We start from the raw sequence: 15,154 nt of genomic DNA on the forward strand, positions 1-15,154 counted from the left end.
AGGTTGTAGGTTCGATTCCTATCACCAGCTCCAGTAAAGACTATGTTTTTTAGCATAGTCTTTTTTTATTGTTTAATGTGCTTATTATTTTATATTATATACTTTTAGCAGTACAATTTATAAGCTATAGGCATAAAAAATGACACAGTTTAAAGTTATTGTTTTAAACTGTGTCTGTAAGTCTTAAACTAATCTACCATGAATTACCATTCTTGCATCATCAAATTCATAAGTACATGTAGAAAGTGTAACTATTTTATCGCTACTATTTACCTTAATAGGTGATTTGTATAATGATTTAGAAGTAATATCATTTATATAATTTTGATAATCTAATTCATTGTTAAAATTTGTTTTTAGATAATCGTAATCTGATTCTACAATATAAGCAGAAAAAACATCATATAAAAATTCTTTTCCATTCAACGTTATTTTTATTTGATTATTTTCTTTAAAGAAGTTATTATCTTTAAACTTATTTAGGTTATTGAACATAGTTTTATTTTTCATATTATGTCCATATATTATGACATTTTGGTCGTCAAGAGATTTGTTTCTATAATCCATAAACAATGTACCTGAAATAGAATCTTTTTTATAAAAATCTTTGTTAAGGTAGTAAGAGTTATCTTTAGATTGTACAACTGGATAGTTTATATTTGTATTCTCAACAGAAAGCCAAAATTTAAAATCACTGTTAATTTTTGATAAGTCCTCTTTTTTGTCTTCTTTTTCTTGAAGTTCTGAGGATGTTTTAGTGTCATGATTGTATTTGGTAAGTTTTGAGTATATATTAAATCCACTGTAAAGTATTACTAATATTAGTATAATGTTAATTATTGGTCTATATAATTTTTTCAATATTTCACCTCAATTTAAAAATAGTTTATATACCTATATTACACTATTTTTGAAGAAATTTAAATTTTTAGTGTAATATTATTTTGACATAGTGTAATATTACTTTGACATATTAAAGAATTTATGTTAACATAACTAAGTAAAATAAATATTAAGTAAGCCAGATAATCGCATGTAGTCTTACATGAGGAAAGTCGGAGCTCCATAGAGCAGGGTGCTAGGTAACGCCTAGTGGGAGCGATCCTAAGGATAGTGCAACAGAAATAAACCGCCACTTATGTGGTAAGGATGGAAAGGCGAGGTAAGAGCTCACCAGCAGCTAGGTGACTAGTTGGCTATGTAAACCCCACCTGGAGCAAGACCAAGATAGGAATGAAGAGTGCTGCTCGTACTCTCCGGTAGGTAGGTCGCTTGAGCTTATTGGTGACAATAGGCCTAGAAAGATGATTATCTAATACAGAACTCCGCTTATAGACTTGCTTAATTCTTTTGATAGTCAAAACATCAGTTTAAACTGATGTTTTTTTATTTGCAAATTTGTCTAATCTACTTTTAAAATTTTGAGGAATATTGTAATATAAGTTAGTACAGATATTAAAAATGGTATAATATAAGATAGATATAAAAAGAAAAAGTAAAATGATGTAAATAATATGATATTATATAAGATGTAGCAAATTTAGTAAATAATTATTTAAATATCATAATCAAATTAGCAATTTTGCACAATGTAAATATTACAATAAAATAATTGATTTAAGGAGTGAAGGTTTTGAGTGAAAATAATATAATAAGAAACACTGTTTTAAATGTCACAGCAAGTTTTTTAAAACAAGAGTCTAAAATAAATGAAAAATTAGATGCTGTTTTGGAAAAGAAATTTGAAAAAGTAGAATTTAATGAAGCAAAATATGCTGAGCTTTTAAAATTTAATATATTGTTTTATAAGACGTTAGCAAGAAATACAGAACCACTTATTGGCAAATGGATAGTAGATAAGTACATACCTGAAATAGATGAGTTAGAAAAGGATTTAGAATTAACTACAGCAAAATGTAGAAAGTATGTAAATAAGGCAATGAAAGAAGGATTAGACTCTCTAAAAGCCAATGATTTAAATAGTTTCTTAGCCTACGATAAAATGGAACTATCAGAGAGAAGAAGACGTTTAGAAAAGGATTATAAGGTTTTAAACCTATATAAAGACCTTCTTAACATATCACTTAGAAAAATAAGTTTAGAAAAGAAAGAATGTGGAAATTTATTTCTTAAAAATCAAGCAGATGCTAAAAGAGAATTAAAAAGAGAAATCATATTCTGTGTAAATAAAATATTAGCTAGTAACAAAGATGTAGTACCTAAGAGTGTGGAAGAAAATAATGAACAAGACAGAGTAGAAATAAAAGCAACAGAAATTGAAGATTTACAATTAGGTAAGGATAATTCAGAAAATGATGTGTTATTAAGTGAGGTTAAAAATTCAAAAGTAGAACAAGAATCAAAAACAAATGATATAGAATCAAAGTTTATGGATAAGTTAAATAGCTTAAATAATGAAATTATATCTCAAACAATACACAATGAATATAAAAAGTTGTGTGGATTAGAAGAACTTCATTCTGTTGAAGGATATGGTTTTGGTAAAGAGGTTATTAAGGATTTTGCTTGCGCAACAGTTGCATTAGAATTTTTAAAGAGAAGAAATAGAGACCTTATAGAAGGTGCAATGAGGCTAACTATAATTGGAGAATTTGGTGCTGAAAATTTTAAGGAATTTGTAGACTATGTAATTAAAAATAAAACAGAAATTAGCGAAGATACTTGGAATAAAGCACATAATCTAATAAAAGATAACTATAATGAGTTAGAAAATCATGAGATTGCATCAAAAAGAACTAGAAGAAACAAAGATATAGATATTGAAGAATATATTTATATGATAAAAAATGCAGATAAAGATATTTGTTTTAGAAGTAGTATTTCTATAGAAGATGATGTTGAAGAAGAGACTAACAAAGAAACTACTAGTCATAATGAAAATATAGGTGATGTTGTAGAAGATAAAGACAATACAGACAAAGAGTATAATATCAATAAAGAAGATATAATTGAATCAGAAAATAAAAAGAGTAAAAAGAAAGCTAAGTTATTTGGATTTATTAAAAAAGATAATTTAGAAGAAGAAATTGAACAAGAAGAAAATAATTTAAATAACATTTCTTCTGATGTAATTTTAGATAAAACTATTGAAAATAATCAAGAAGAATTAGAAGAAATAAAGCAAGAAGAAGTAAAAGAAGTAAATCAAAAGATAGAGGAAGAACGCAGTGTAAAAATAGAAAAAACAATAAATAACGATTTAGATGAAAAAGTATTTTTAGATAGTGAACTTAAGCCTGAAAAAGAAAGTAAAAACTTAAAAGAGGAAATAGTAAAAGAAACAAAAGAAGAAAAATTAAAAAATGAAAAATCAGTAGTAATACCTATTAATAAGAAAGAAAAAGGTAATAAAAAATCTAAACATTCTTCTAAAGACAAGTCTAAAGAACGTAAGACAGAAATGAAAAATTATGTATCAGATAAAGATGATTATATAGATGATGAAGAAGTTGTTTCTAAGAAGAGTAGATTGAAAGAAACTATTATAGCAGTAGTTATAGTAGCGATTGTTGGTGTGGGATACTTTATAACAGTAGGTAATAATAAGAAAAATGATAAAGATGTTGTTCCAAAAACATCAACTCAGCAACAAGCTAACAATAAACTAACTGAAGAAGAGAAAAAAGAAGCAGAAGAAAAGGCAAAAGCTGAAAAAGAGGCTCAAGAAAAAGAAAAAGCTGAAAAGAAGGCAAAGGAAATGGAAGCATATAAAGATGGTAAAGGTGTATATTATACTGTTTATGCAGGTTCACTTAAAGTTGAAAAAACAGCAAAAGAAACAGCAAAAGAATATGAGGCTAAAGGTATTTCTTCAACAATAATTCAAGAAAATGAGTACTATAAGATAAAGATAGGTGATTATTCTCAATATGAAGAAGCACAAGAAAAATGTAACGAGCTAGCTAAGAAATCTATTGATACATATATAGCAATGTATGATAAGTACTATGATTATAAATTAGAAGAATTGAAAGAATCATCTTCTTCGTTGAGTGCTGAAGAACTTAAACAAAAATATGAAGATTTAAGAAGTGAGTTAAAGAATAAATCTGGATATCGTGAATATGTTAGACATTTAGATAAACTTTATGAAGAAATAGTTGAAGGCGCTTAGGGTATTGTAAAAAATAAGGAGAAATTATGTCTCAGAATAAAGAGTATTGAAAGATATTATTTATTTTGAGGCATTTTGTTCACTTTTAGAAAATACTTATAATTCTGTTTAGGTGGTGAAGGTATGTTGAAATTAGGAGAAAAAATTATATATGAGCTTTCAGATGGATTTGAGCTTAGTGGTATCAGTAGATACTCAAAAGAATATAAAAAACTTCATATAACAAATTTAGGTAATATAATAATTAGCAAATCAGATGAAGTTAATAGTGATACAGGAATAAAATATATATATAGTTTTTCAGATAATAAAGAAAAGTTAGAAGCAGTTTTAGAAGGTTCTCAAATAATTATCTATGGAAATAACTTGCCTTTTTACATTAAAAGTGAAAATTCAAGTAAGAATGTCACAGCAAATTTAACCATGAAAATAACTTTGGATGAATATGATTTAATCTGCAAAAACCAAAGAGAATTTATATTTTGTATAAAAGATAATATGACTATATTAAGTTTAGATGACAATAAGTTTTATATGGGTGGAATCAATAAGGATAATGAGAAGTTCATATTTATCAGTGGGAAAAATAGATTTGAAATAAACTTTGATGATATAGAAAGATATATTTTAGAAGATAAAAGAGTCTCTTTAAAGGGATATTTTCATATGGAAAGAGAAGGGATTATAGTAAGGTCTGTGTCTATATTTAATAACAATATAGAGAATGTAGTTCCATCTGATTTAAATGAGAGGGTTAAAGATAATAAAAAAATAGGAAACCTTCCTAAAGATTGTGATATAGTGTTCTGTAAGATATCAGGAAATATAGATGGATTTGATTATAAAAATACAAACATGCTTTTAGTAAAATATCAAGACCAATTAATTTTTATAAATAAGAAATCTAAGAAGACTATTGTAAGGTCAGAAAAAGATAATTGTTCAAAGCTAAATTTGGGAGAAGATATTATATTATATGATAATAAAAATGTATTTAACCTACATATAAATGATAAAAATAGAGAAATTATGCAAATAGATGATTTGAAAGACATAGAAAATGAAATAGTAGGATATACATTAAAACATGCTCCATTTTTTATTCAAGAAGATTTCGATAGTCTGACTATTCTAAAGTCTTTTCAAAAAGAAATTATATCTATAAAAAATAGTGATGTAAAAGATATTGTAATTAATAAAGAACTTGAAAACGAAAATTCTAAATTTGTAGAAACAGAAATAAAATTTAATAATCAAAAAATAATTTTAAATCTAAGTAGAAATATGGTTCAAAAACTTATGCAAGATGTCTTTATATATGCAAAACAACCTCTACTTAAAGAGAATTCTATTGAAGTGATATATAAGAATTGGTCTAAAGCCATGAATGATATGATAATATTTAATTTCTTTGGAAATATTTATTATATGAAATCTGAATTTGATAAGGTTCTAGAAAAAGAACTAAATGATGAAATAAGAATTGAAGTTATAAATTCATTTTATAAGCAAGTACAAGAACAAAGAAATAATTTAGATTTATTATCAGCGTATATGCCAAGAATATTAGAAAATCAAGACATAGATTTGTTTGAAAAGTATAATGCTAAACTTGATGTACAAGTATTTAAGCAGATTAAAAATTTAATGTCTGATTTATCTTATAATATAAGTAGTTATTTAAATGAAGTTGAAAAAAGTCTAGATAATATCATATTTGTAATTTCAGGAGAAGATAAGAAGAAATACAATTATAGAATGTTAAAGGAAAGTGAAAGTGCAAGTCTTGATGTATTTTTAAAACAAGCTATATCGAGATTAAACCATTTAGTAGAAAATATGTATCCTTATTATGTGGATGAAACTAGTAGAGAAATGTTTAGGTTATTTGAGCTATTATGGAAAAACTATAAAAATATTGATGATGATAGTATAAAAGATATATTATTCGAAAGAATAACAAATACATATGTATTTAAACAATTGACATTAAATAATAGTACAAATGAAAGAAGAAAAGACATAATTGAAAAAATATATAATTCTGTTGATTATGGAACTAATAAACTAGATGAAAATATGTTTTTCACAGGAGGAATAAAGTATGTCAAGTAAATACAATATTTGGAACTTTAACTATGAGTTTTTAGGATTAAACTCAGGATATGAAAAAAACAATGAAGTTTACTATGAGATTGATTTAGATGAAATTTTAAATGAAAACTATATAGATGAAGATATAGATGGTGATTTAGATTCTGATGGAAATAGTATTTTAGGAGAATTAATATCAGAGATGGACATAGATGAAGATGTCAGTGTTGATATGACATATCAAGAATTAGAAGTTGATTTAGAAGATTTAGATTCTTATTTGGATGATGATATAGATAGTGATATAAAAGGCATCTTAGATGAAATTTAGTACCTATGTAAGCTTTAAATAAAATATAAACAATACAATATTAACTTATAAAACTAAAGGTAGATGAAATTTCGTCTACCTTAATATTGTCTTATGGTATTAAATATTGGGATAATATAGAGTTTGAAGAAAAAGTATAAATATGGTATATTAATTTGGTACAATAGAAAATTTACGAAGAAGGGTGAAAAAATGCAGATGACAGTTAAAAAAGCGATAATACCAGCAGCAGGGCTAGGAACTAGATTTTTACCAGCAACAAAATCACAGCCCAAAGAAATGCTTCCTATAGTAGATAAACCAACCTTACAGTATATAATAGAAGAAGCTATAGAATCGGGAATTGAAGAAATTCTTATAATAACAGGTAGAAATAAAAAATCTATAGAAGATCATTTTGATAAATCAGTTGAATTAGAGTTAGAATTAGAACAAAAAGGTAAGACAGAAATGTTAGAAATGGTAAGAGATATATCAAATATGGTAAATATTCATTATATAAGGCAAAAAGAGCCAAAAGGTCTTGGACATGCAATTTACTGTGCAAAAAGTTTTATAGGTGATGAACCCTTTGCTGTATTATTAGGTGATGATATAGTAGACTCAGATGTTCCATGCTTAAAACAATTAATAGATACTTATAATGAGTATAAAACAACTGTGTTAGGTGTTCAAAAGATAGCTAAAGAAGATACTAATAAATATGGTATATTGGATGTAAAACATATAGAAGATAGAGTATATAAAGTTAAAGATATGGTTGAAAAACCTGCAATTGAGGAAGCTCCATCAGATATAGCCATACTTGGAAGATATATAATAACTCCTGCAATATTTAACATATTAGAAAAACAAACACCTGGTAAAGGTGGAGAGATACAATTGACAGATGCACTGCAAACTCTTGGAAAACAAGAGGCTATTTATGCTTATAATTTTGAAGGTAGAAGATATGATGTGGGAGATAAGATTGGTTTTTTAGAGGCGACAATAGATTTTGCTTTAAAGAGAGAAAATTTAAAAGATGATTTAATGGATTATATGAGAAAAAAAATAAATGAAAAATAAATATTAGAAAAGAGGTAATTACAATGGCAGTTTTAGTAGCTGGAGGAGCAGGATATATAGGAAGCCATACAGCAATAGAACTTTTAGAATCGGGTTATGAAGTTGTTATAGTTGATAACCTAAGTAATAGCAATTCAATAGTGGTTGATAGAATTAAAGAATTATCTAAAAAACCAGTAAAATTTTATAATATTGATATTAGAAATAAAAATGAAATGCATATTGTATTTAAAGAAAATAATATTGAATCAATTATACATTTTGCAGCTTTAAAGGCGGTTGGCGAATCAGTAGAAAAACCAATTGAATATTATAGCAATAATCTAATAAGTACTTTAAATTTATTTGAATTAATGAGAGAATATGGTGTTAAAAAGTTTGTATTTAGTTCTTCAGCTACTGTATATGGAGACCCACATACTTGTCCTATATTAGAGGATTTTCCGCTTTCTGTAACTAATCCATATGGAAGAACTAAACTTATGATAGAGCAGATGTTAGTAGATATATCAAAAGCAGATGAGTCATTGGATATAGCTCTTTTAAGATACTTTAATCCAGTTGGTGCTCATAAAAGTGGTAAAATAGGTGAAGAGCCAAATGGAGTTCCAAGTAATTTAATGCCTTATATAACAAAAATAGCAGTAGGTAAATTAAAAGAATTAAGTGTGTACGGAAATGATTATCCAACACATGATGGAACTGGAGTTAGAGACTATATACATGTATTAGATTTAGCTGCTGGTCATGTAAAAGCATTACAAAAACTAGAAGAACATCCAGGTCTTGTTACTTATAATCTAGGAACTGGAAAGGGGTATAGTGTTCTTGATTTAGTTAAAGCATTTTCTAAAGCAAGTGGAAAAGAGATACCATATAAGATTGTTGGAAGAAGAGCTGGAGATGTAGCTATGTGTTATGCAGATTCGTCAAAAGCAGAAAAAGAACTTGGATGGAAAGCTAAGTATGAACTTGAAGAGATGTGCCAAGATTCTTGGAGATGGCAAAGTATGAATCCAAATGGATATGAGGAATAAGAATATATACTTATATGTATAAATGTAACAAATTTGTAAATACAAGGTATTGGTAGTTTTATGTTATAATTAGACACATGTAGTAATGTTTCTAAAAGAGGGGGAAGTTATAGTGGAAAAAAGTCTAAAAAAGTATTTAGTACTAGTATTGACTTTAGTTTTAGTATTTGCATGTGGCGTACCAGAATCAACTGCAGCTAGTAAGCATGTGATTATAGTAAACTCAAGAAAAAACACTCTAGGATACTTTGTAAATAGTAAGCTTGTAAGAGAATTTAAAGTTGCAACAGGGAAAAAAGGTTCAGAAACACCAACAGGAAAAACTAGAGTGGTTAACAAGATAAAAAATAGACCATATTACAAAGGAAATATACCTGGAGGAAGCCCAAGAAATCCATTAGGAGATAGATGGATGGGATTAGCATTAAAAGGAACTTATGGAGATACATATGGAATACATGGAAATAATAATGAAAGTTCTATAGGAAAGCATATTTCTGGTGGATGTATAAGAATGCATAATAAAGAAGTTAGATGGTTATTCGACCAAGTTCCTGTGGGTTCAGATGTAATTATAGATTATAGTAATGACAGTTATATAAAGATAGCAGCAAAATATAAGATAAATTTAAACCAAGCAGGTTGGAAGACTGAAAATGGTAAGAAGTATTATGTAAAATCTGATGGAACATACCAAAAGAATAGTTGGTTAAAAATAAATGGAAAAATGTATTATTTTAATGCTTCAGGAGTAATGCAAACAGGATGGCAAACAATTAATAACAAAAAATACTATTTAGGAACTGATGGAGCAAGGGTATCTGGATGGAAGGAAGTAGATGGAAAGACTTATTACTTTAATTCAGATGGAGTAATGCAAACAGGATGGCAAGAAAAAAATGGAAAGAAATGCTATCTAGGAGCTGATGGTTTATCAGTAATAGGATGGCAAGAAATAGATGGTAACAAGTATTACTTTGACAAAACAGGAGTAATGCAGACAGGATGGCAACAAATAGAAGGGAAATCTTACTATTTAGACAAAGATGGCAAGATGTTAAATGGCACTCAAAAAATAGATGGAAAAGATTATACTTTCAATGAAGATGGAACTATAAATCCTACATGGGACACAATTATAGGAGCAAATAGATTTGATACAGCTAAGAAAGTAAGTTCAGTTGGAAACTGGAATGCAGATAGTTCAGATACTGTAATATTAGTAAATGGTAATGCAATAGCAGATGGTATAACAGCAACACCTTTAGCAAGTAGTTATAATTCAACAATACTACTTACTAATACAGATAAATTACCAACTGAGACTGTTGAAGAAATGAAGCTATTAGCACCTAAAACAGTAATCTTGATAGGTGGAGAAAATGCAATAAGTTCTAAATTAGAACAAGAAATAAAGACTAATTTCAACACAGAAACAAAGAGAATAGCGGGTCAAGATAGATATCAAACTGCTATAAGAATAGCTAAAGAACTTGGAAGTAGAGAAGAAATAAAAACAGCTTATATGGTTTCTGGAAATGGAGAAGCAGATGCTCTATCTATAGCTTCTAAAGCTGGAGAAGAAAAGCAACCTATAATATTAGTTAAAAAAGATGGAATTACAGAAGAGTCTTATGCATGGCTAATAGAAAGAAAATTAGAAAATGCATATTTTATAGGTGGTCCAAGTGCAATTAGTGATTCAGCAATAGTAAAAATGAATGAGATAACTACTGAAGATATTTCAGGAAATAGAATATATGGAGATAGTAGAGTCGATACTAATGCTAAAGTAATAGAAAAATTCTATGGAGATACTGATTTACAGGCTATATTAGTTAGTAAATCAGATGCTTTAGTAGATGCCTTATCAGCTGGACCATTAGCTGTAAAATTACATTCACCAATAATTTTAATGGATAATTCAGGATTATCATCAGAGCAACAAAGAGTATTTGCAAATAAAAAAGTTGAAACTCCTTATCAAATAGGAGGAGGAGTATCTTATGTAGTTATGGATAAATTAATAGATATTCTTGGAAAATAATAAAGCTATATATTGAAAAATAATTATAATTGAGATGTGAAATTCAATCGCTAAAAGCTTGATTGTTTTACATCTCAATTTTTTAGTGTAAAACTAAGTTTAAGTTATATAAAAATCTTGGAATGTTTTTAAAACTCATATAAAAAGAATAAAAGGAGCTGTCTCAAAATAGAGATTGTACTGCACCCCAATTGTTGAAATGATGAAAATATATTTGATTTCATACAAAAAAGAGTGCCTCATGAACTAAAAGATTCATTTTGATACACCTTTTTTATTAATAAATTATAGTTGTGCGTTTTTAATGACGAAGTTTTTAAAGTTTTTAATTGCAGGAGGCAAATATCTATCTTTCATAAATGCCAAGTAAAAATTTCTTTCCCAACTTGGGTAAACAATTTGAATTACTTTCACTTTTGTAAAGTTGAGCATATGCATATTTGGCACTATAGCAATTCCGAAATTTTTTGCAACCAATCCAGCAATTACTTGGTCTTCTTCCACTTCATAAACCATGTTAGGTTGTTGATTTATTTTTTTAAACATATCATCAATTATATATCTAAGCTCACTTCTTTGATTAAATACTATTTGAGGATAGAGTATTGTCTCTTTTAAATCTATAGTATCTTTTGCAGCTAATGGGTGACTGTATGGTACAATTAATACTAAATCCTGTTTAGAAACAGGTATAAATTCAATTCCTTTTTCTTTTTCAAGTTTTGAGCAAAATACAATATCGTACTTTCTTTCCTTAAGACCTTGAATAATGTCGGTAGTTATACCTGTATGAAATTTAAATATTAGATACTTGGCACTGGGCTAGAGCAAAACAGACAGCAGAAGACCTTGCACCTGTTCCAGCAGATAAGATAGTATCAATTCAAGTGTGTGATGTTTTAGAAACTCCTTATGAAAAACTTAGAGATGAATCACTGCATGACCGCTTGGCTCCAGGTGAAGGGTATGGAAACACAGAGGAATTTGTGAAAATAATAAAAGAACACAATATATCACCAATAGTTATAGGAGCAGAAGTAATATCTGATTCTCTGATAGCTAAAGGGTTATCTACTGTTGCTGAAATTGTATTTAATGCAACTAAAAAAGTTTTGGATAAAGTATGGCCTGAAGTATCTCCAAAATAAACTTATACAATATAAAAATATACAGAGTATTATAATATAAAAATTTTAAATATAAAACTTGAAAGGAAGGAAAACCTTATGAAGATTAGTTCTATGTTTACACCTATAAAAGTTGGTTAAATGACAGTTCCAAATCGTTTTGTAGTTCCTCATATGGGAAATAATTTTGCAAACACAGATGGTACTTTAAGTGAAACTTCTAAGGCTTATTATCTTGAACGTGCTTTAGGTGGCTTTGGATTGATAACTATAGAATCTAGTGTTGTAGACAAAAAAGCAAAAGGAGAACCTCGTAAGCCTTGTTTATATGATGATAGCACGATAGATAGTTTTAAAAATGTAATAGATGCTTGTCATGATATAGGTTAGAAGGTATCTATACAATTGCAACATGCTGGTTCTGAAGGAAATGAAAAAATAGCAGGTCATCCATTGAAAGCGGCTTCTGCAATACCCGCATCAAATGGTCGTAATACACCATTAGAAATAACAAATGAAGAAATATATGAACTTATAGAATCTTATGGTGATGCTGCATTATGTGCACAAAAAGCTGGTGCAGATGCCGTTGAAGTTCATTGTGCTCATGGATATCTGGTTAGTAGTTTTATATCACAAAGAACAAATAAGCGTATAGATGAGTTTGGTGGATGCTTTGAAAATAGAATGAGATTACCTCGTCTTATTATTGAAAATATACGTAAAAAAGTAGGAAATTCTCTAGCGATATTATGTCGTATAAATAGCACAGATGATGTCCTAGGAGGAATTGATGTACATGATAGTTCAGTAATAGCAGTATATCTAGAAGAGTGTGGAGTAGATGGACTTCATGTTTCACGTAGTATACATATACATGATGAATTAAATGATAATAAATTTGAAAATGAAATTATAGACATTTTTAGATATGTAGTTAAAACTAGTAAGAAAATACAGGCTAAAAGTTTATTCTCCTATAATATAATGCTTGTTGGATTTATGGGTGTTGGTAAAAGTACTATATCGTCATACTTAAACCATTTATTGGAAATGGAACGAGTAGAAACAGATTCATATATAGTAAAACAATGAGTATCTCTGATATATTTGAAAAACTAGGAGAAGAGTATTTTCAATACAGATAATAAGACAATAAAAGAAATTTGTGAAGAAATGATTGTGAAATTAACTGAATTTGATAGAGAAGTTCAAATTTAGGATAGGTTTCTATTAAAAATAATTAAAATTTAAAACTAATAAAGGTATTATTTATTGTTAGAAGATAGGGTATTTACATAATTAATATTTTTTTGTGTAAAAATGTAAACTTAACGAAATAAGTAGTATAATCAATATAAATTACATCATGTAAAGGAGGATAATTTAGTGGATAATGTCTTTAATCAATTGCAGGAAATTAAGGGTTATGATGGATACAAAGAATCATTTGAAATGAATTACCTATGTATATATGAAAATATACCTTTAAGAGAACAAGTAGAGCTTGCAAATAATCTAGTAGATAGAATTTTAAATATGTATAAAAATGAATCTAATGAAATTTATTTGTTTGAGAATAATAATTCTAAACCTCTAATTTGCTATTTTGAAATTTTTATGAAAAAGATAAATACTTTAGTGAAAGAAATGATAATTGATGAGAAATGGTTATATAAATTAACTAAAGAATTAATATATAAAAGTAAAAAAGTTGAGTATGTAAAACTTGGGCTAGTCTTAAGTGAGAAATATCTAGATGTAGAAAATTTAAGAGAAGTTGTGGGTACATTTTCTAAATCTGGAGAATACATATTTTATTTGAGCAATACTATTAGAAGGCTTGAACTTTACAATACATATTTATTTAATTTATCTAAGAAGGCTACAGGTTCAATAAAAGTATTTGCTATTGTTAATATGGAAAATTTAGATTCTAAAATAAATTCTTATTTAATTGAAAATGGCTATAAAGATAGGAAATATGAACGATTATTGATGAATTACATTATTTCTATTATAGATTTGCATAAATATCTTGAAAGAAGAGATTTAGATAAAGAAAAGATAAATAACTTAGCACATCTTATATGTAACTACTTATTAAGTGTGGAATTTAGATACATAGGAAATAAAGTAGAATTAGTAAACCTATTTTTACCAATTGTAGTGAATTATGGGACTAACTTTGAAAGTTTATATTCGATTTTCTTAATAGCTATAAACGTCTTGAAAGATGAAAATATAGAGTGCAATAAAGTTGAGTTTGAAAAAGAAATAAATGATATATTACTTAGTGAAAAATGGAAAAGTATATATTTTAAAGCATTAAAAGAGGCTAGAGGAAAAACAGAAGATATGATACGGATGTCAGAAATTTATGATGTGAACTTATCTTTCGATGATTTGTTGCCGTATTTGAATAGAGATATTAGAGATTTTGAGGTATATTGGCATATATCCAAAAAGGGAGTGACAAGTTCTAGGTTAAAATTATTAAATTTTTTTGAAAAGACATTTAAAATAGATGATTTAACTGGAAAAATGGAAGATATAGAAAAAGATAAATTAACCCAAGAATATTATGATGATATGTTATTTTTTATTGTGCTTAAAGGAAGTAAATCACTATATCCTGAAGGAAAGAATATATCTTTAAAAGGAATCTTTGGAAATATAAATGAAGTAAGAAAAGAATCCATAAATATTTTAAAAAGATATAGAGAGAAATTATCTCTCGAAGAATTAAAAGTAGTTAAAGAAGCCTATGAAAAAGAAAAAAATATCCTATTGAAAGATGAATTGAGAAGAGTATTATATGAAAGTAATAATTTAAAGAAAGAATTTGTAAATATTGAAAAAATAAAAGTAGATGAACATGGTAAAGATATCTATTTGACTTCAATAGCTGTTGCTGGTTCAAGGTTCAGAAATAGAGAATGTCTTGAAAAAGAATTAGAGAAGAGTAAGATATACTATCTAACTAGAGAGAAAGATAATTTATACGATGAAAATGCTATTAAAATAGTTGGAGAAACTGGATATGTAATAGGTTATGTTCCAAGAAAAGATAATTATATTTTGAGCAATTTATTAGATGGAGGAAAACTATTATATTGTAGAGTAACTGAATATAATTTATATGAAGACTGTATCTATGCAAATGTGTATTTGAGTTATAAAGATGTAATTGAAACGGTTGAAAACTCTCTAAAGATGGTTTTAGATAAAAGTAAAATAAAACTTATAAACTAGGAATTTTATAAATTGCTTGTAGACTAGAGAGTCTGGAAATATTTATGTGTATTCTTTAAA

Annotated in this window: 10 protein-coding genes, 1 other RNA gene and 1 pseudogene; 10 read left to right on the forward strand and 2 right to left on the reverse strand. The window is 27.3% G+C overall.

The features are described from left to right. Positions 1-183 precede the first annotated feature (183 nt). Positions 184-861, reverse strand: a complete 678-nt coding sequence (srtB, locus tag KGF39_RS17305; protein WP_227823236.1) for a class B sortase — start codon at positions 859-861, stop codon at positions 184-186. Positions 862-1,013: 152 nt separating this feature from the next. On the opposite strand from srtB, the gene rnpB reads away from it, so the two are divergent. The 7 genes from rnpB (at position 1,014) to KGF39_RS17340 (ending at position 10,712) form a co-directional block, all read left to right on the forward strand. Continuing rightward, positions 1,014-1,348: RNase P RNA component class A (gene rnpB, locus KGF39_RS17310), an RNA gene on the forward strand. A gap of 276 nt (positions 1,349-1,624) precedes the next feature. Next, complete coding sequence (locus tag KGF39_RS17315) at positions 1,625-4,135, forward strand: SPOR domain-containing protein (RefSeq protein ID WP_227823237.1); 2,511 nt, start codon at positions 1,625-1,627, stop codon at positions 4,133-4,135. A gap of 123 nt (positions 4,136-4,258) precedes the next feature. Next, positions 4,259-6,250 carry a hypothetical protein gene (locus KGF39_RS17320; RefSeq protein WP_227823238.1) on the forward strand — a complete coding sequence of 664 codons (1,992 nt, stop codon included), beginning with the start codon at positions 4,259-4,261 and terminating at the stop codon, positions 6,248-6,250. After that, positions 6,240-6,560: a hypothetical protein gene (locus tag KGF39_RS17325; RefSeq protein WP_227823239.1), complete on the forward strand. Its 321-nt coding sequence runs from the start codon at positions 6,240-6,242 to the stop codon at positions 6,558-6,560. The genes KGF39_RS17320 and KGF39_RS17325 overlap by 11 nt, the downstream gene beginning before the upstream one ends. A 192-nt stretch (positions 6,561-6,752) precedes the next feature. Further along, positions 6,753-7,628, forward strand: a complete 876-nt coding sequence (gene galU / locus KGF39_RS17330; protein ID WP_285891583.1) for a UTP--glucose-1-phosphate uridylyltransferase GalU — start codon at positions 6,753-6,755, stop codon at positions 7,626-7,628. A gap of 23 nt (positions 7,629-7,651) precedes the next feature. Continuing rightward, positions 7,652-8,665, forward strand: a complete 1,014-nt coding sequence (gene galE, locus KGF39_RS17335) for a UDP-glucose 4-epimerase GalE (protein ID WP_227823240.1) — start codon at positions 7,652-7,654, stop codon at positions 8,663-8,665. A gap of 112 nt (positions 8,666-8,777) precedes the next feature. After that, on the forward strand, positions 8,778-10,712 hold the full coding sequence (locus KGF39_RS17340) for a cell wall-binding repeat-containing protein (RefSeq protein WP_227823241.1): 1,935 nt from the start codon (positions 8,778-8,780) through the stop codon (positions 10,710-10,712). 285 nt (positions 10,713-10,997) lie between these two features. Here the strand turns inward: KGF39_RS17340 and KGF39_RS17345 are convergent, their stop codons facing one another. Continuing rightward, complete coding sequence (locus KGF39_RS17345) at positions 10,998-11,516, reverse strand: LysR substrate-binding domain-containing protein (protein ID WP_227823245.1); 519 nt, start codon at positions 11,514-11,516, stop codon at positions 10,998-11,000. 83 nt (positions 11,517-11,599) lie between these two features. Between KGF39_RS17345 and KGF39_RS17350 the strand changes: the two genes are divergently transcribed. The 3 genes and pseudogenes from KGF39_RS17350 to KGF39_RS17360 all read left to right on the forward strand — a co-directional run bounded on the left by KGF39_RS17350 (position 11,600) and on the right by KGF39_RS17360 (position 15,094). Next, a complete protein-coding gene (locus KGF39_RS17350) occupies positions 11,600-11,860 on the forward strand; it encodes a hypothetical protein (RefSeq protein ID WP_227823242.1) in 261 nt (86 codons plus the stop codon). A gap of 153 nt (positions 11,861-12,013) precedes the next feature. Next, a pseudogene (locus tag KGF39_RS17355) lies at positions 12,014-12,934 on the forward strand (hypothetical protein). 294 nt (positions 12,935-13,228) lie between these two features. After that, positions 13,229-15,094, forward strand: coding sequence for an HIRAN domain-containing protein (locus KGF39_RS17360; RefSeq protein ID WP_227823243.1), 1,866 nt, complete (start codon positions 13,229-13,231; stop codon positions 15,092-15,094). Positions 15,095-15,154: the final 60 nt, after the last annotated feature.

The organism is Clostridioides sp. ZZV14-6345, assembly GCF_020657775.1.
Lineage (GTDB): Bacteria > Bacillota > Clostridia > Peptostreptococcales > Peptostreptococcaceae > Clostridioides > Clostridioides difficile_D.